At 67.3% G+C, this 16179-nt stretch carries 18 protein-coding genes and 1 tRNA gene; 8 read left to right on the forward strand and 11 right to left on the reverse strand.

The window, feature by feature from the left end:
- The 4 genes from B1790_RS22480 to B1790_RS22495 form a co-directional block, all read right to left on the reverse strand.
- Positions 1–558: MoxR family ATPase (locus tag B1790_RS22480; protein ID WP_142271452.1), on the reverse strand; the 558-nt coding region annotated here is incomplete at its 3' end.
- Entirely contained in the window at positions 555–1697 is a 1143-nt protein-coding gene (locus B1790_RS22485) for a DUF4350 domain-containing protein (RefSeq protein WP_079925506.1), read from the reverse strand. The genes B1790_RS22480 and B1790_RS22485, both read right to left, overlap by 4 nt.
- On the reverse strand, positions 1694–2347 hold the full coding sequence (locus tag B1790_RS22490) for a DUF4129 domain-containing protein (protein ID WP_079925507.1): 654 nt from the start codon (positions 2345–2347) through the stop codon (positions 1694–1696). Before B1790_RS22490 ends, B1790_RS22485 begins: the two co-directional genes overlap by 4 nt.
- A gap of 1 nt (position 2348) precedes the next feature.
- On the reverse strand, positions 2349–3527 hold the full coding sequence (locus tag B1790_RS22495; protein WP_198952092.1) for a hypothetical protein: 1179 nt from the start codon (positions 3525–3527) through the stop codon (positions 2349–2351).
- 70 nt (positions 3528–3597) lie between these two features.
- Between B1790_RS22495 and B1790_RS22500 the strand changes: the two genes are divergently transcribed.
- The 4 genes from B1790_RS22500 to B1790_RS22515 all read left to right on the forward strand — a co-directional run bounded on the left by B1790_RS22500 (position 3598) and on the right by B1790_RS22515 (position 6053).
- A complete protein-coding gene (locus B1790_RS22500) occupies positions 3598–4062 on the forward strand; it encodes a GatB/YqeY domain-containing protein (RefSeq protein WP_079925530.1) in 465 nt (154 codons plus the stop codon).
- Positions 4063–4100: 38 nt separating this feature from the next.
- Complete coding sequence (locus tag B1790_RS22505) at positions 4101–5087, forward strand: LLM class F420-dependent oxidoreductase (RefSeq protein WP_079925509.1); 987 nt, start codon at positions 4101–4103, stop codon at positions 5085–5087.
- Positions 5088–5157: 70 nt separating this feature from the next.
- On the forward strand, positions 5158–5403 hold the full coding sequence (locus B1790_RS22510) for a hypothetical protein (protein WP_079925510.1): 246 nt from the start codon (positions 5158–5160) through the stop codon (positions 5401–5403).
- A 98-nt stretch (positions 5404–5501) separates the two neighbouring features.
- Positions 5502–6053 (forward strand): CHAP domain-containing protein, encoded by a 552-nt coding sequence (locus B1790_RS22515; RefSeq protein ID WP_079925511.1) that lies wholly within the window; start codon positions 5502–5504, stop codon positions 6051–6053.
- A 71-nt stretch (positions 6054–6124) separates the two neighbouring features.
- On the opposite strand, the gene B1790_RS22520 is transcribed toward B1790_RS22515, so the two are convergent.
- The 4 genes from B1790_RS22520 to ponA2 form a co-directional block, all read right to left on the reverse strand.
- Positions 6125–6198, reverse strand: a tRNA-Pro gene (locus B1790_RS22520).
- Positions 6199–6501: 303 nt separating this feature from the next.
- Positions 6502–7614, reverse strand: a complete 1113-nt coding sequence (locus B1790_RS22530; RefSeq protein WP_079925513.1) for a PLP-dependent cysteine synthase family protein — start codon at positions 7612–7614, stop codon at positions 6502–6504.
- Positions 7611–8570, reverse strand: a complete 960-nt coding sequence (locus tag B1790_RS22535; protein WP_079925514.1) for a metallophosphoesterase — start codon at positions 8568–8570, stop codon at positions 7611–7613. The genes B1790_RS22530 and B1790_RS22535 overlap by 4 nt, the downstream gene beginning before the upstream one ends.
- A 59-nt stretch (positions 8571–8629) precedes the next feature.
- Positions 8630–11098 carry a transglycosylase/D,D-transpeptidase PonA2 gene (ponA2, locus tag B1790_RS22540; RefSeq protein ID WP_079925515.1) on the reverse strand — a complete coding sequence of 823 codons (2469 nt, stop codon included), beginning with the start codon at positions 11096–11098 and terminating at the stop codon, positions 8630–8632.
- A 282-nt stretch (positions 11099–11380) separates the two neighbouring features.
- Between ponA2 and B1790_RS22545 the strand changes: the two genes are divergently transcribed.
- Positions 11381–11740 (forward strand): WhiB family transcriptional regulator, encoded by a 360-nt coding sequence (locus B1790_RS22545; RefSeq protein WP_056552694.1) that lies wholly within the window; start codon positions 11381–11383, stop codon positions 11738–11740.
- A gap of 4 nt (positions 11741–11744) precedes the next feature.
- On the opposite strand, the gene B1790_RS22550 is transcribed toward B1790_RS22545, so the two are convergent.
- Together B1790_RS22550 and B1790_RS22555 are read right to left on the reverse strand one after the other, a co-directional pair.
- Positions 11745–12878 (reverse strand): ArsA family ATPase, encoded by a 1134-nt coding sequence (locus B1790_RS22550; RefSeq protein ID WP_079925516.1) that lies wholly within the window; start codon positions 12876–12878, stop codon positions 11745–11747.
- Complete coding sequence (locus tag B1790_RS22555) at positions 12875–13924, reverse strand: ArsA family ATPase (protein ID WP_079925517.1); 1050 nt, start codon at positions 13922–13924, stop codon at positions 12875–12877. Before B1790_RS22555 ends, B1790_RS22550 begins: the two co-directional genes overlap by 4 nt.
- 48 nt (positions 13925–13972) lie before the next feature.
- On the opposite strand from B1790_RS22555, the gene B1790_RS34395 reads away from it, so the two are divergent.
- From B1790_RS34395 to B1790_RS22565, 3 genes are read left to right on the forward strand one after another with little or no spacing between them, the layout of a single operon-like run.
- Positions 13973–14134 (forward strand): DUF4177 domain-containing protein, encoded by a 162-nt coding sequence (locus B1790_RS34395; protein WP_142271454.1) that lies wholly within the window; start codon positions 13973–13975, stop codon positions 14132–14134.
- Complete coding sequence (locus tag B1790_RS22560; protein WP_079925518.1) at positions 14131–14586, forward strand: RidA family protein; 456 nt, start codon at positions 14131–14133, stop codon at positions 14584–14586. The genes B1790_RS34395 and B1790_RS22560 overlap by 4 nt, the downstream gene beginning before the upstream one ends.
- On the forward strand, positions 14583–15353 hold the full coding sequence (locus tag B1790_RS22565; protein WP_079925519.1) for an MBL fold metallo-hydrolase: 771 nt from the start codon (positions 14583–14585) through the stop codon (positions 15351–15353). Before B1790_RS22560 ends, B1790_RS22565 begins: the two co-directional genes overlap by 4 nt.
- Positions 15354–15411: 58 nt before the next feature.
- Here B1790_RS22565 and crp read toward each other — a convergent pair whose 3' ends face one another.
- Complete coding sequence (crp, locus tag B1790_RS22570; protein ID WP_003883807.1) at positions 15412–16086, reverse strand: cAMP-activated global transcriptional regulator CRP; 675 nt, start codon at positions 16084–16086, stop codon at positions 15412–15414.
- Between the last annotated feature and the right edge of the window lie 93 nt (positions 16087–16179).

Below are 16179 nucleotides of genomic sequence, written 5' to 3' on the forward strand. Positions count from 1 at the left end.
TGGCGGCAGTGGGACGTTGAGCTTGAGCAGGAAGCGGTCGAGCTGTGCTTCCGGTAGCTGATAGGTGCCCTCGTACTCGATGGGGTTCTGCGTCGCCGCGACGATGAACGGGTCGGGTAGTGGGCGGGCGTCGCCGTCGACGGTGACCTGACGCTCCTCCATGGCCTCCAGCAGTGCGGCCTGGGTCTTCGGTGGCGTGCGGTTGATCTCGTCGGCGAGAAGGAGATTGGTGAACACCGGCCCGGCGCGGAACTCGAACTCCGCGGTGCGGGCGTCGTACACCAGTGATCCCGTGACGTCGCCCGGCATCAGGTCCGGGGTGAACTGGACGCGCTTGAAGTCGAGTTGAAGCGCCGCTGCCAACGTGCGCACCAGCAACGTCTTGGCGACTCCCGGGACACCCTCCAGCAGAACGTGGCCCCGGCACAGCAGTGCGATCACCAGACCGCTGATCACGGCGTCCTGTCCGACCACCGCCTTGGCGATCTCGGAACGCAGTGCAAGCAAGGCGTTTCGAGCGCCGTCGGCGTCGGTGGTGGAAGTCGTTGGGTGATTCACGAGGTGGCGACCTGCCTTTCGATGTCGTCGAGTAGCCGCGAGAGGCTCAACAGTTGTGCGTCGTCGGAGGGATCGGGCCCGAACAGTGCGTATTCGACGGCAGCCGGGTCGTACCGAATGCGGTGGGCGACGGTCTCGACGACGGACGCGGGATCGGACTGCGAGCCGAGGCCGAGCCGGGGGAGGATGCGTAGCAGCACCGCGGTCCGCAGTGCCGACGCGGCGCGGTCGCGAGCCCGCCGTGACCGGTACAACCTGCCGCGACCCTCGACGGTCTCCGAGGCGCGCACGACGACCGGGAGGTCTTCGGCTACCAGCGGACCGATCCGACGGCCCCGCCACAGCGCGACGAATCCCACTGCGAGGCAAAGTTGTAGGACGATCCAGCCGACTCGACCGGGGATGAGGTCCATGACCGAGGTGGCGCCGTCCGATTCGCCCTCGATCCGGTCGGGGGTGTACCAGATCAGTGTGGGCCGGGCGCCGGCCAGGTTCATCGCCAGAGCGGCGTTGCCCTCCCGCAACAGCCCCGCGTTCGTCATGAAGTCCGCGGTGCCGACGACGGTGACCGTGCGGCCACCGTCGGTGTAGCGGACCAGCGCGCCGTCGTAGCAGCGGGTGAGTGCGGCGCCGTCGACCGGTTCGTAGGTGTCGCTGAGGTTGAGCTGCACCTGACCTGCGCGGGTGGCTTCGGGCATGTCGCATCGGGGTTCGCCGCCGAAGCTGGGGTCTTCGGCACGCTCGATCTTCGGAGCCAGCGCCTCCCGCGTCCACGACGTCGGCTCGACGAGCAGCACGTCACCCGGAAGGTTCGCGATCCGTTGCAGGGCAGCATCGTCGACGAGAAAGGGGGTCGGTGCCATCAGCAGCAGGGAATCGGGGCGCGCGGCCCGCTCGACCCCGGCGAGGTCCTTGACGGTGACCACGTCGACGCCACGATCCCGAAGAAGTGTGACCAGCGCGTGGGCGCCGTCCGGCGAGGTGGCGTCGGGATTCATCCGGCCGCCCTGGCGGGGAGCGGTCAGATAGGCGGAGACGGCCGAAACGCCCACGATGAGCACCAGGGCCAGCAGCGCCCACCGCACGGTCCGCCATCGCTGGACGACGGTGGCGCCGACGGCGGACGTGGTGTCGGTCATCGCACCTCGACCCAGCCGTCCGTGGCGTCGGACGCGCTCTGGTCGGCCGCGCCGCCGGCGACGTGGTCGACGAGATGGCCGTCCAAATCGGCGATCATCCGGTACGCACTCTCGGTGCCGGGCAACTCGCCATAGGTGACGTCGTTGAAAGCCGTTGCCGCGTAACGCAATTCCTTTGACAAGTCCGGAACGGCCTGACCTGCGTCGCGGGCCAGCTCGGTCGCGGTGCGACCGGGGACGGGCAACAAGACCGCGGTCTCCTCGAGGTGGCGGGCCACCGCGCGAAGGCGATGCCTGATCGCCGAGGCCCAATCCCCACGCGCCGCAGCCGATTCGGCGGCGGCCCGGTGTTCGGCCGAGCTCATCTCGACCGACCCGAACAATGCGCTGTGGCGGCCACGGTTGGTTCGCATGGTGCGTCGCGCCACTCGAACGGCCACGGCGACGGCCGCCGCCACCAGGACGAGCAGGACGGTGATCGTGAGCCAGCCGCCGGGTACCGATGCGCCACCGGACATGATCTTGTACAGCAGGTCGTCCAGCAGACGGGCCAGTTGATCGGTGAGCGAGCCGCGCGGATAGATGGGCTTGCTCAGTTCGCGCTGGGCGGCGTCGTGCGCCGCGTCGCGGTCGATGTCGATGGTGGACACGTCAGCGGCGCTGGGTGAGCCACAGGTCGTCGGTGGAGTCGACGGTCCCCGTCGCCCCGGTCTGCAGCACCAAGTCGAAGGCCTCGGCCCTTATCCGCCGGTCTGCGTAGAGGAGTACCACGACGCCGGCGCTGAAGGGCGCCGTGATTATCTGGCCGATCGCGCCGCCAACGCTGATCAGCACCACGGCGATGACGATCGTGCTGGTCGACTCGCCGACGATGAGCATGACCTGGCCGACCAGGCTGAACGGCACCGTGACCGCACCGGACACCACGCCGGCGACCACGACTGCCAGCAGTCGGATGCCGAACACTCGCCAGAAGTCACCTCTGACCAGGCGGATGGAGCGGGTGATCGCGGCACCGACGCCGATGCGCTCCAAAACGATCAGCGTCGGTGCGAAGCTCAGGATCGTGTAGAGGTAGGCGAGCGCGGCGACGACCGCCAGGCCAAGGAGCGCGCCGACGACGAATGCCGCTGCGCCACCGGCGAGTTCGGCGACGGCGAACACCACGCCGACGACGACGGCGATCAGCACCGCGGCGCCGACCGTCTCGAGTGCGGTGATGCCGAGCAGCGGGAGGAGGCGGCCCCGCACCCGTCGCCACGCCTCGCCGACGCCGATCGTCGCACCGAACACGGCGCGGCCAACCACGACGGTCAGCAGACCGCTGAGCACGATCCCGGCCAAGACGGTGGTGATGGAGCCCGCGGCGGTGGACAGCAGCAGCCCGACGATGGACCCCTCGGACATCTCCGTGGGATCGGACTGGCCGTACTCGCCGAGGCTCGGTGACAGCAGGCCGCTGCTCGCCAACGGCCCGATCTGCAGGAGTAGCGCGACGACTTGGGTCACCACGACGACGATGGTGGTCAGGCCGAGCGTGGCCTTCGGGTTGGCGCGGATGTAGGACACCGCAGCGTTGAAGATGTCGCCCATCCCGAGTGGACGCAGCGGAATGATGCCGGGTTTGAGTGCGGGAGGCGGCCCCATCGGCGGATACCCGGGCGGCGGATACCCCGAGTACCCCGGCGGTGGGTAGTAGCCGGACGGTTGCGGGTATCCCGGTGGTGCGTATCCCGGCGGTGGGTAATGACCCTGAGGGACCTGCGCGTAGCCGGGCGGCGGATATGCGGGCGGCGGTGGGGCGGTTGGGCCGCCGGCGTCGCTGCTCATGTTTCCCATCCTGTCGATGCCGGTGATTATTCACAACGTGCACGGGGTGCCCGAGCGTAGCGTCTACGCCATGGCGGAACTCAAGGAGCGGCTGCGCGCCGACCTCACAGTGGCGATGAAGGCACGGGACAAGCTCACCACGGCGACGATCAGGATGCTGCTCGCCGCGATCCAGGCCGAGGAAGTGTCGGGCAAGCAGGTGCGCGAGCTGTCCGACGACGAGGTACTCAAGGTGTTGGCGCGCGAGTCGCGCAAGCGCGGCGAGGCCGCCGAGATCTACGTCACCAACGGCCGGGGTGAGCTCGCCGCCACCGAGCGCGCCGAGGCCCAGGTGATCGACGACTACCTGCCACGGCAGCTCAACGAGGACGAGCTCGCCAACGTCGTGGACACCGCCTTGGCCCAGGTGGCCGAGGAGATCGGTCAGCGGCCGGGGGCCAAGCAGATGGGGCATGTGATGAAGGCGGCCATGGCCATCGCCGAGGGCAAGGCGGATTCGTCGCGTCTCTCGGCCGCGGTGAAGGACCGCCTCTAGCCGGTTTTCCGCCGTGATTCCGGGGTAGCCGTTCATGCATGACGCGATTCGGCTACACCCTCATGACAGAGCAGAGCGGCCCGAAACAGCTTGTGGAGTACGCGGTTTCGGCTGAACGTCTGGGCTTCGACTTCGAGGTCTCCAGCGACCACTACTCGCCGTGGCTGGCGGCGCAGGGCCATGCGCCCAATGCGTGGACACTGCTCGGGGCGGTGGCGCAGGCCACCGAGCGGGTCGAGCTGTTCACCTACGTCACGTGTCCGACGGTCCGGTATCACCCCGCGGTCGTCGCCCAACAGGCCGCGACGCTGCAGATCCTGGCCGACGGCAGGTTCACCCTCGGCGTCGGCAGCGGCGAGAACCTCAACGAGCACGTCGTGGGCCAAGGCTGGCCGACGATCAAGCGGCGCCAGGACATGCTGCGTGAGGCCGTCCAGATCATCCGCGAGCTGTTCACCGGCGAGTTGGTCGACTGGAAGGGCGACTACTTCGAGGTCGACTCCGCGCGCCTGTGGGACGTGCCCGAGGTCCCCGTCGCGATCGCTGCCGCGGTGTCCGGGGAGCGGTCGGTCGAGACGTTCTCGCCGCTGGTGGATCACCTCATCGCGGTCGAACCCGACAAGGAGCTCGTCGACGGCTGGCACGCGGCCCGCAAGGGCACCGGCCTGCCCGGCGACTCCAGGGTCGTCGGCCAAATCCCCATCTGTTGGGACACCGAAGAGGCCGCCGCCGTCGCACGGGCCCACGAGCAGTTCCGATGGTTCGCCGGCGGGTGGTCGGTGAACGCCGACCTTCCGACGACGGCGGGTTTCGCGGGGGCCACCCAGTTCGTCCGCGAGGAGGACGTGGCGTCCTCCATCCCGTGTGGACCGGACCTCGACGCCATCGTCGAGGCGGTGCGCAAGTACTGGGAAGCGGGCTTCACTGACATCGCCCTGGTCCAGGTCGGCGACGAGGGGCAGGACCGCTTCCTCGATCAGGCCGCCGCTCCGCTGCTCGACAAACTGCGCAAAGCCGCTGGTTAGAGGCCGGCGGTTTGGTTTCCGGCATTATGGGAAGTCCATTTGCCAATAGCAAACCTACGAGGGAGACATCGTGGTCGTGACACTGCTCGTCGGGTACACCGCCATGGCGTTGGTCGCCGCAGTAGTGGTGTTCGTCGCCAGCGCTCGTCTCGGCGACGAGCAGCGACCCGGGCCGCAACGCCTCGGCTTGAGCCTCGCCGCGGGCGCGGTGTGGCCCGTCCTACTGCTCGGGCTGGCCGAATACGGCTCATTCGCGATGTACGCCAAGGCGCACCAGCACGACGAAGACGCCGACCGGGTGCTCGTCAAGGTCTAGGTGGCGCACCGGCGGTGACGATTCGGTACGAAATCGTGACCGTTTTGATATAACCTCATGTGGCGGGTCGGGGAGGACCATCGCGCGAGAGGTTTAACATGTCCGATTTTGAATCGCATGCACACCACAGCACTACCGAGCATCAATCGAGGTCGTTCGGAGCCGTCGTCCGTCGTGGGCTCGCGGCACTGGCGGTCGCCGCCTTCGCGGCCGGAATGGGCGCCCAGGCCGTCGTCGTCGCGGCGCCGGCATCCGCCGACACCGTCGACCAAATTGCCATCCGCACCGTCGGCCGCACCCAGTCGGTCAACCCAGGGACGCCCGGGCAGTGCACCTGGGGCGTCGCGGAGAAGTGGTACGAGGCAACCGGCTCCTATCCCGCGATGCGCGGGAATGCCCTTGAATGGACGAACACGGCGGCGGCCGCCGGTTACACCGTCGTCGACACCCCGCAGAATCGGTCGATCGTCGTCTTCCAGCCGGGTGTCGCCGGTGCGGGCGGTTACGGCCACGTCGCCTGGGTGGACTCCGTGTCCGCGGGTGGGCAGTACATCCACGTGACGGAGATGAACGGCGTCGCAGGCGAAGGACTTTGGAACGACCGCGACATCCAGAACGTCGCGGGGATGACGTACATCCTGCTGCCCTGACGGGCGGCCCCGAACAGCAGAAAGCCCCGGCCGGTGGAACCGGCTGGGGCTTCTGTTCTGCCATTACGCGGTCGGGGTAGCGGGATTCGAACCCACGACCTCTTCGTCCCGAACGAAGCGCGCTACCAAGCTGCGCCATACCCCGCGTAGAGCGTCGATAGCTTAACGCACCATGCCAGTCGGACGCGAAACGCCCACGTCCGTCGCCCTTCCTGGTTAGCCCCGAGGTGAATGGGTAGACAGTGTCGAACCACGGCACCGACGCCGACGTGCGGAATGGAATCCCCGCGCGACGGCGTTGTAACCACTACGTTCGACGATTTCTCGGGAGAGGCGTTCACATGACCGGCTTGGGAGCCACGATGTATTTCGGGTTGTTCGCCATCGCCGCACTGTGGCTGTTCGCGACCTCCGACCGTTTCAGCCGCAGCGCATTCCAGAGCGGCGATCAGGCCCAGCGGCCCGAACGCTCGAATTCGTGGAGCACCGAGGTCGACTCCGAGGGGTCCAACCCCTGGTTGACGAGCCACTCCGAGTCGAAGTAGGTATCGCCGTAGCGCTCACCGGCGTCGCATAGCAGCGTCACCACCGACCCGCTCCGGCCCGCCGAGATCATCTCGGCCAGCAGAATGAACGCCCCCCACACGTTGGTGCCCGTCGAGGGCCCGACCTTGCGACCGAGAACCGCGCTGACGTGATGTGCCGTCGCCACCGACGCCGCGTCCGGCACCACCATCATTCGGTCGATCACCCCGGGTAGGAACGACGGCTCGACCCGCGGTCGGCCGATGCCCTCGATTCGCGACGACGAACCGACCACGTCACGACTGCCCTTGGCGTAGGACGGGAAGAACGCCGAGTTCTGTGGGTCCACTACGCACAACTGCGTGGCGTGTCGCCGGTAGCGCAGATAGCGGCCGATGGTCGCGCTGGTTCCGCCGGTGCCCGCGCCGACGACGATCCAGTCCGGAATCGGAAACCGTTCCTCGTGCATCTGGTCGAAGATCGACTCGGCGATGTTGTTGTTCCCGCGCCAGTCGGTGGCCCGCTCGGCGTTGGTGAACTGGTCGAGGTAGTGGCCGCCGGTCTCCTTCGCCAGCCGCTCCGCCTCGGCGTACACCTCGCCGGACTGGGCGACGAAATGGCAACGGCCACCCTGTGATTCGATCAGTCGGATCTTGGCGGCACTAGTCGACGACGGCATGACCGCAATGAACGGCAACCTCAGCATCGCCGCGAAGTACGCCTCGGAGACGGCCGTCGAGCCCGACGACGCCTCGATGATCGTCGTGTTCTCGCCGACCCAGCCGTTGCACAGCGCGTACAGAAACAGCGACCGCGCCAGACGGTGCTTGAGGCTGCCGGTGATGTGGGTGGTCTCGTCCTTCAAGTACAGCTGGACGTTGACGCCGTCCATCCCGTCGCACCACGCCGACGGCAACGGATACCGCAACAGATGAGTGTCAGCGCTTCGTCTCGTGTCGGCCTCGATCAGCCGTATCGCGTTGTCCACCCACTCGCGTTGGTGGCGGCGAACGGCGATGGAGTCGTGGCCGGTCAACGCGCCGATACTGTCGGGTGCGACATGCTCACCCGGCTACCGAGGCTGCCGCCGCCGGTCGGCGCCGCCACCAACGTCAGCAGGGTCGCCTCCGGACGGCAGCAGAACCGATACGGAGCGTACGGCGACGTGCCCAGCCCCGCGGAGACGTGCAGTTGCATGTTGGCGCCCCATCGCGACGGTCCCTTGGCCCGCGACGGGTCGAGGTCGCAGTTGGTGACCAGCGCACCCTTGAACGGCAGGCACAGCTGCCCGCCATGCGTGTGTCCGGCCAACACCAGCTGATACCCGTCGGCCGCGAAGCGGTCGAGGACGCGCGTGTACGGCGCGTGGCTCATGCCGAGGGTCAGGTTCGCCGCCGCGTTGGGCGCGCCGGCGACGGTGTCGTAGCGGTCGCGGGAGAGATGCGGATCGTCCACGCCGGCAACGGCCACCAGCTGACCCTTGACCTCGATCTCGCGGCGGGTGTGCGTCATGTCCAGCCAGCCGCGTTCGGTGAACGCCGCGCGCAGGTCCTGCCACGGAAGTGGCTCGCCGGTGATGCGATGCGACTTCCTGAACAGGTAGTTCGTCGGGTTCTTCGGGGACGGCCCGAAGTAGTCGTTACTGCCGAAGACGAACAGTCCAGGCACCGACAACAGGTCGCCAAGCGCCTGGACCACCGACGGCACGGCCTTTGGGTGCGACAGATTGTCACCGGTGTTGATGACGAGGTCGGGCTCCCAGCCGGCGAGCTCCCGAATCCAGTCCTGCTTGCGGCGCTGCCGTGGCGTCATGTGAAGGTCGCTCAGATGCAGCACCCGCAGCGGAGCGGACCCCGGCGTCAGCACCGGCATCGTCGTCTCCCGCACGACGAACGCGTTGCGCTCGATCAGGGTTGCGTAGGCGATTCCCGCGGCCAGTGATCCGGCCGCCGCAGCTGCGGAATTCTTCAGTACCGTCGAACGGGCGAACATGGGAGCAGCCTACTGCCACATCGCGGCCGCCATCGCGGGTTGCCGACCCCGCGGGCCGGTTACGGAGGTGGCGGCGGCGGTGGCGGACCCAGCACCGGGACGGTAATGGGTGGCAGACCAGGGATCATCACGACCGTCGAACCCACGGGCGCAGGAATCGCGTTCGGGTCGTTCGGGTCGAAGGGGAATCCCGGCGGCGGGGGCGGCGGAGCCGGTGCAATGCCGTTGCTGATCTGGATCGTGATGATCGACCCCGGCACGGTTTGACCGTTGGGCGACGTTCCGACGACCGCACCCGCTGGCGAGCCGCTGTTGACCGGTGTCGCCTGGTCGGCTACCTGGAAGCCGGCGTCCTTGAGCCGCTGGCGGGCCAGGTCCTGAGTCATGCCCGCCACGCTGGGCACCTTCGAACCCGGCGCCCCGTCGACGTACCGCGGATCGGTCGGCGGCAGCGCCACGTCCTCGGGGGTGAACTGCTTCATCGCGGTGAACCACGTGCGTGCCGGTTCGTTGCCGCCGTAGAGGTTGCCCGAGCCGCACTGTCGCAGCGGGAACGAGCACAGGTCCGACGGCGACGTCGAATCGTCGTAGATGTAGTTGGCCGCCGCGTAGGCGCTGGTGAATCCGAAGAAGCCCGACGACCGGTGTGCCTCCGTGGTGCCGGTCTTGCCGGACACCGGCAGACTCCAGCCGGCCGAATTCGCGGCGCTCGCAGCGGTTCCGCTCTGATCGTCCTTGCTCATCGCGTTGGCGAGGGTGTTGGCCAGGCCTTCGGGGACGACCTGTTCGCACGTCTCCGTAGTGACGGAGACGTCCTTGCCGTTGCGGTCGTAGATCTTGTCGATCGGGTTGGGCGGGCACCACGTGCCTCCGGAGGCAAGCGTGGCGGCGACGTTGGACAGTTCCAGCGGGTTGACCTCGATCGGGCCGAGGGTGAACGAGCCGAGATTCTGCCGCTTGACGAAGTCGGCGAGGCTTTCGTTGCTGTCGGGGTCATAGGCGCGGGCCGTGCCGGGAAGCGCGTAGGAACGCAAGCCGAGCTTGACGGCCATGTCGACGGTGCGCTGCACGCCGACCTGGGAAATGAGCTTGGCGAAGGCGGTGTTGGGCGAGGTCGCCAGGGCGTCGGTGACGCTGATGGCGCCCCGGTAGTTGCCGTCGTTCAGCACACACCACGTGGCGGGCGGGCAGCCCTTCGCGCCGCCGCTGCCGAGCCCCTTGGCCTCGAACCGGCCCGGGGCGTCGAGCTGGGCGTTGATGCCCATGCCCATCTCCAACGCGGCCGAGGTGGTGAACAGTTTGAAGATCGACCCCGCGCCGTCGCCGACAAGCGAGAACGGCTGGGGCTGCATGGTCTCGCCGGCGTCGGTGTTCAGTCCGTAGGTGCGGTTGGACGCCATCGCGACGATCGGGTGGCTGTCCTTGCCCGGCTTGATCACGCTCATCACGCTGGCGACGCCGTCGAGGTCGGACGGGGCGAGACCGTCGATCGAGGACTTGACCTGGTTCTGGATGTCGGGATCGAGGGTGGTCTTGATGAGGTAGCCGCCCTTGGCGACCTGTTCCTTGCTGATCCCCGCGCGGGCGAGATAGTCGAGCACGTAGTCGCAGAAGAAGGCCCGGTCGCCTGCGGCGATGCAGCCGCGAGGCAGTTCGTTGGGCTGCGGGAGAACGCCGAGCGGCTCCAGCTTCGCCGCGCGCAGCGCCTCGGCCTCCTGGGGAACGTTGTCGATCATGGTGTCCAGCACCACGTTTCGACGTTCCAGGGCGCCCTCGGGGTTGGTGTAGGGGTTCAGCGTGCTCGTCGACTGCACCATGCCTGCCAGGAGGGCGGCCTGCTGCCAGTTCAGCTCGGAGGCGTTGATCCCGAAGTAGGTCTGCGCGGCGTCCTGCACGCCGAATGCGCCGTTTCCGAACGACACCAGGTTGAGGTAGCGCGTCAGGATTTCCGGCTTGGTGAAGGTCTTGTCCAAAGTCAGCGCCATGCGGATCTCGCGCAGCTTGCGCGCGGGTGTGGTTTCGATCGCGGCGCGCTTCTCGGCGTCGGTCTGCGCGATCACCAGCAGTTGGTAGTTCTTCACGTACTGCTGCTCGAGGGTGGAGCCGCCGCGGGTGTCGGCCGCCCCGGTCATGTACCCGGACAGGCCGGTGAGCGTGCCCTTCCAGTCGACGCCGTTGTGCTCGGCAAACCGCTTGTCCTCGATGGAGACGATCGCCAACTTCATCGAGTTGGCGATCTGGTCGCTCGGCACTTCGAATCGTCGCTGGGTGTACAGCCACGCGAGTGGATTGCCCTTGGCGTCGACCATCGTCGACACCGCGGGAACTTCGCCCTCGACCAGTTGGGCTGAGCCGTTGGCTACCACGTCGGAGGCACGGTTGGACACCAGCCCGAAGCCGCCGACCACCGGGAACATCAGACCTGCGGCGACGACGCTGGCGAGCAAAACGCACCAGGCGAGCTTGATGAGGGTGACCGCGGCTGGCACGCGCCGCGGTGGCGGCGTCGCCTGCGATCGGTCGGACATGGCTACAGAGTAGCGAGACCGATCGCTACCAGCATCGCAGCGGTCCTTCTAACCCTTGGGGCACGTGCTTCGCAAGCGCAAAACGCGCGCAAACCCGTATCACGGCACGGTCGTCCCATAAAATCGTGATTTGACTGTTGCGCAAAACCACCCTGACCACCTAGCTTTGACTGACAGTGCGATCTAGGTAACACTCCAGATCGCAATGTGGCGTAGATCGCAATTGCGTTCTACACCGAGGACTGGGCCGTCGCAGGGGGCGGCTGGACGAAGGGATCGCTGGTGTCAGGAATACGGCCCGCGGCGCGCAGGACAGTCATGAGTTCCCCAGTCAACGGTGTGGTGGTCCAAAGCGCCGAAGCCGAAGCGCGCATCGCGTGGGTTTCCCAGGCACGCTGCCGCCAGGCCGATCCCGACGAGTTGTTCGTCCGTGGCGCCGCTCAGCGAAAGGCGGCGGTCATCTGCCGCCACTGCCCGGTGATCTCCGAATGCGGTGCCGACGCACTGGACAACCGCGTCGAATTCGGTGTGTGGGGCGGCATGACCGAGCGTCAGCGCCGAGCCCTGCTCAAGCAGCATCCCGAGGTCGTGTCCTGGTCGGAGTTCTTCGCCGCCCAGCGCAAGCACCGCAGCGCCGTCTAAGTCGTCAGGCAAACTCCACGTCGCCGGTGATCTGATCGGCGATGGCGCGCAGCGCCTCCAGATCCGACACGTCGAACGGAAGCGACGGCACGCCGACGATCGCCACGTGGGGGTTGGCGCCGGTGAACCGAGACAGCAGCCGCACTTCCCGCTTTGCCGTCTGCGCCCTGTCGGCGTGCACGCGCAGCACCGCCGCCGCCAGGGCATCCGATTCGCCGCCGGCGGCCAGTTGATCCGCCGCCTCCCGTGCCTTGTCGGTCTGCAGATCGCACAGCGTGGGATGGGTGCGGTTCAGGATCAGGCCGGCGAGCGGCATCTTCTCAGTCGACAGGCGATCCACGAAGAAGGACGCCTCGCGTAGGGCATCCGGCTCGGCGGCGGAGACGACGACGAACTGGGTGCCCCTGCGCTTCAACAATTCGTAGGTGCGATCGGCCTTCTCGCGGAACCCGTTGAACGTCGAGTCGAGAGCCTGAACGAAACCGGCTGCGTCGGAAAGCATTTGGGAACCCAGGACGGTCGACAGCGCCTTCATGGCCAGGCCGACGGCGCCGGTCACCAGCTTGCCGATGCCCCGACCCGGCGCCAACAACAGTCGCCACAGCCTGCTGTCCATGAAGCTGCCGAGCCGTTTTGGCGCGTCGAGGAAGTCAAGCGCGTTGCGCGACGGGGGAGTGTCCACGACGACGAGGTCCCACTTGTCCTCGCCGAGTAGCTGTCCCAGCTTCTCCATGGCCATGTACTCCTGCGTGCCCGCGAGTGACGTGGCGACGGTTTGGTAGAACTGGTTCTCGAGAATTGCCTCCGCGCGGTCACCGCCGGAGTACTGGATGACCATCTCGTCGAACGTGCGACGCATGTCGAGCATCATCGCGTGCAATTCGCCGGTCACCTCGGGAGCCAGTGGCACCCGCTGCGGCGTGTTGCCGAGATCCTTGATGCCAAGGGCCTGCGCAAGCCGCTTGGCCGGATCGATCGTCAAGACGACAACGGTTCGGCCGTACTCCGCAGCCCGCAGCGCCATCGCCGCGGCGGTCGTCGTCTTGCCGACACCGCCTGCGCCGCAACATACTACGACGCGGTTGGACCGATCCATCAGGATGGAATGCAGGTCGAGGGCGGTGGGTGCGGTGCTCATCGGACTCCTTGCTTGGCAAGTGCTTCGGCGAGTTCGTACAGGCTGCCAAGGTCGACGCCGTCGGAGATGGCGGGCAGTTCCAGCCGCGGAATGTCGACCTCGTCGAGCTGCGCCGCGCTCTCCGCTCGGGCGCTGACGCGGGTCGCGTGCTGAATCGTCTCGGTGAGCAAGCCGGCGAAGTCGTCGTCGCCCAACGTGATTCCGACCTTGGCGAGACCGGCCCGCACCGAGTCCGCGTCGACGTCCCCCTCGGCGGCCTTCGCGATGTCGTCCGCGTCGAGGTAGGACGGAATGTTGCGGTTGACGATGACGCTGCCGATCGGCAACCCAAGCTCCTTGAGCTCGTCGATCGCCTCGATGGTCTCCTGGATGGGCAGGGCCTCCAACAGGGTGACGAGGTGGATGGCCGTCAGCTCGGAGTGCAGCAGTTTGACGACGCCGTCGGCTTGCGAGTGCACTGGCCCGCCCTTGGCCAAGTCCGAGACGGCCTTGGTGACGTCGAGGAACCGGGCGATGCGTCCCGTCGGCGGCGAGTCCACCACCACGGCGTCATAACCGGTCGACTTGCCCTTCGATCCCTTCGCCGCGTCCTTCTGGGAGCGCGCCACGATTTCCTTGATCTTGCCGGTGAGCAGCACGTCCCGCAGACCGGGTGCAATCGTCGTCGCGAACTCGACGGCGCCGATGCGACGCATCGCCCGGCCCGCAATGCCGAGGTTGTAGAACATGTCGAGGTATTCGAGGAACGCCGCCTCGGTGTCGATGGCGAGCGCGTTGACTTGACCGCCACCCTCGGCGGTCGCGATCTTGACCTCTTCATACGGCAGCGGCGGCACGTCGAAGAGCTGCGCAATGCCTTGGCGGCCCTCGACTTCGACGAGGAGCACCCGGCGGCCGCCTGCCGCGAGGGCCAGCGCGAGGGACGCGGCGATGGTCGACTTCCCGGTGCCGCCCTTGCCGGTGACGAAGTGCAGCCGCGCCTTGTTCAACCGCGACGGCCAGCCAACGGAACTCCGGCTGTTGGATTCGGGAACATCGTTGCTCACAACTGCATGCTAGCCATCGGACGCACAGGCACCGATAAGCTCGGGCACATGAGCGAATCGACCCGGTGGGAATACGTGACCGTGGCACTACTGACGCACGCGACCAAGCAGATCCTCGATCAGTGGGGTGAGGACGGATGGGAGCTGGTCTCCATCGTTCCCGGGCCGACGGGTGAGCAGCTCGTCGCGTACATGAAGCGGCCCAAGTGACCGCTACGCAGCGGCTCGCGGAGCTGGGAATCGAACTGCCCGCCGTCGTCGCACCATTGGCCGCCTACGTTCCGGCCGTTCGGACCGGAAACCTCGTCTACACCTCCGGGCAGCTGCCGATGATCGACGGAAAGCTGCCGCAGTCGGGCAAGGTCGGCGCCGAGGTCACCGCCGAAGAGGCCAAGGGCCTAGCGCGCACGTGCGCGCTGAACGCGCTGGCCGCCGTCCACTCCCTCGTCGGCGTGGACTCCGTGGTCCGCGTGGTCAAGGTGGTCGGGTTCGTGGCGTCCGCACCGGGTTTCAACGGCCAGCCAGGCGTCGTCAACGGAGCCTCGGAACTTTTCGGCGACGTCTTCGGCGACGCCGGCGTCCATGCGCGTTCGGCGGTCGGAGTGTCGGAGTTGCCGTTGAATGCGCCGGTGGAAGTGGAGTTGATCGTAGAGGTCGCGTGACGCATCCCGCCTACGGCCAACTGCGGCGGGTCACCGACACCGCGTCGGTGTTGTTGTGCGACAACCCCGGCTTGATGACGCTCGACGGCACCAACACCTGGGTGCTGCAGGGGCCTGGCAGCGACGAGATGGTCGTCGTCGACCCGGGGCCCGACGACGACGCGCACGTCGAGCGGATCGCGGCGCTGGGCAAGATCCCGCTGGTGCTGATCAGTCACAAGCACGGCGACCACACCGACGGGATCGACAAGCTCGTCGACCGGACCGGCGCCGTCGTGCGTTCGGTGGGCAGCGGTTTTCTTCGCGGGCTTGGCGGTCCGCTGACCGACGGCGAGGTGATCGACGCCGCGGGCGTGCGCATCACGGTGCTTGCGACGCCGGGGCATACCGCTGATTCGCTGTCCTTCGTGCTGGACGACGCGGTGCTGACGGCGGACACGGTGCTCGGTCGAGGAACCACCGTCATCGACAACGAGGACGGCAGTCTGCGTGACTACCTTGAGTCGCTGCGACGGCTGAACGGCCTGAGCGGGCGTGCGGTGCTGCCCGGGCACGGGCCGGATCTCGCCGACCTCGAAGCGGTGACGGCGACGTACCTCGCCCACCGCGGACAACGGTTGAACCAAGTGCGCGACGCACTGGTGGTGCTCGGCGACGACGCGACCGCGCGCCAGATCGTCGAGCACGTCTACACCGACGTCGACGAAAAGCTGTGGGAGCACGCCGAATGGAGCGTGCAGGCCCAACTGAACTACTTGCATGACTGACTTCGGCGTGATTGGCGGCGGTGAACGCCGGTGATCACGCCGAAATCGCCCGCGGGAGCTAGCGAGCTCGGCGGGCCAGCCGCTCGGAGTCGCTGATCAGGACGCTCTTGCCCTCGAGGCGAATCCACCCGCGGTGGGCGAAGTCGGCGAGCGCCTTGTTGACCGTCTCGCGGGACGCGCCGACCAACTGGGCGATCTCCTCCTGCGTCAGGTCGTGCGTCACGCGAAGCGCGCCGCCCTCCTGGGTGCCGAAGCGCTGCGCGAGCTGCAGCAGCTGCTTTGCGACGCGACCGGGAACGTCGGTGAAGATGAGGTCGGCGAGGTTGTTGTTGGTGCGACGCAGACGCCGGGCCAACACGCGCAGGAGCTGCTCGGCGATCTCGGGCCGGTCGGCGATCCACGCGCGCAACGCATCACGGTCCATCGACACGGCGCGGACCTCGGTGATGGTGGTGGCACTCGAGGTGCGTGGACCGGGGTCGAAGATCGACAGCTCACCGAACATGTCCGACGGGCCCATGATGGTGAGCAGGTTCTCGCGGCCGTCCGGTGAACGTCGACCGATCTTCACCTTGCCCGAGATGATGATGTACAGCCGGTCACCGGGCTCGCCCTCGGCGAACACCGTGTGTCCGCGCGGAAAGTCGACTGGCTGCAGCTGCTTGGTCAGCGCGGAGACCGCAGTCGGTTCCACTCCCTGGAAGATTCCGGCCCTCGCCAGGATCTCGTCCACGTTGCCCCTTAAGCCGTTGGAAATATGACACACGAAGGCCACCCCTGCGGGATGGCGAAGTCATTCTAAGCGTTGGCACCTTCGCGAGGTGCC

Source organism: Mycobacterium sp. AT1 (genome assembly GCF_002043095.1).
Classification (GTDB): domain Bacteria; phylum Actinomycetota; class Actinomycetes; order Mycobacteriales; family Mycobacteriaceae; genus Mycobacterium.

Bases quoted from the DNA above. Each gene is read 5' to 3' on its own strand.
- B1790_RS22485 (WP_079925506.1), bottom strand. From the start codon at position 1,697: ATGACCGACACCACGTCCGCCGTCGGCGCCACCGTCGTCCAGCGATGG.
- B1790_RS22495 (WP_198952092.1), bottom strand. From the start codon at position 3,527: ATGAGCAGCGACGCCGGCGGCCCAACCGCCCCACCGCCGCCCGCATAT.
- B1790_RS22500 (WP_079925530.1), top strand. From the start codon at position 3,598: ATGGCGGAACTCAAGGAGCGGCTGCGCGCCGACCTCACAGTGGCGATG.
- B1790_RS22505 (WP_079925509.1), top strand. From the start codon at position 4,101: ATGACGCGATTCGGCTACACCCTCATGACAGAGCAGAGCGGCCCGAAA.
- B1790_RS22515 (WP_079925511.1), top strand. From the start codon at position 5,502: ATGTCCGATTTTGAATCGCATGCACACCACAGCACTACCGAGCATCAA.
- B1790_RS22535 (WP_079925514.1), bottom strand. From the start codon at position 8,570: ATGTTCGCCCGTTCGACGGTACTGAAGAATTCCGCAGCTGCGGCGGCC.
- ponA2 (WP_079925515.1), bottom strand. From the start codon at position 11,098: ATGTCCGACCGATCGCAGGCGACGCCGCCACCGCGGCGCGTGCCAGCC.
- B1790_RS22550 (WP_079925516.1), bottom strand. From the start codon at position 12,878: ATGAGCACCGCACCCACCGCCCTCGACCTGCATTCCATCCTGATGGAT.
- B1790_RS34395 (WP_142271454.1), top strand. From the start codon at position 13,973: ATGAGCGAATCGACCCGGTGGGAATACGTGACCGTGGCACTACTGACG.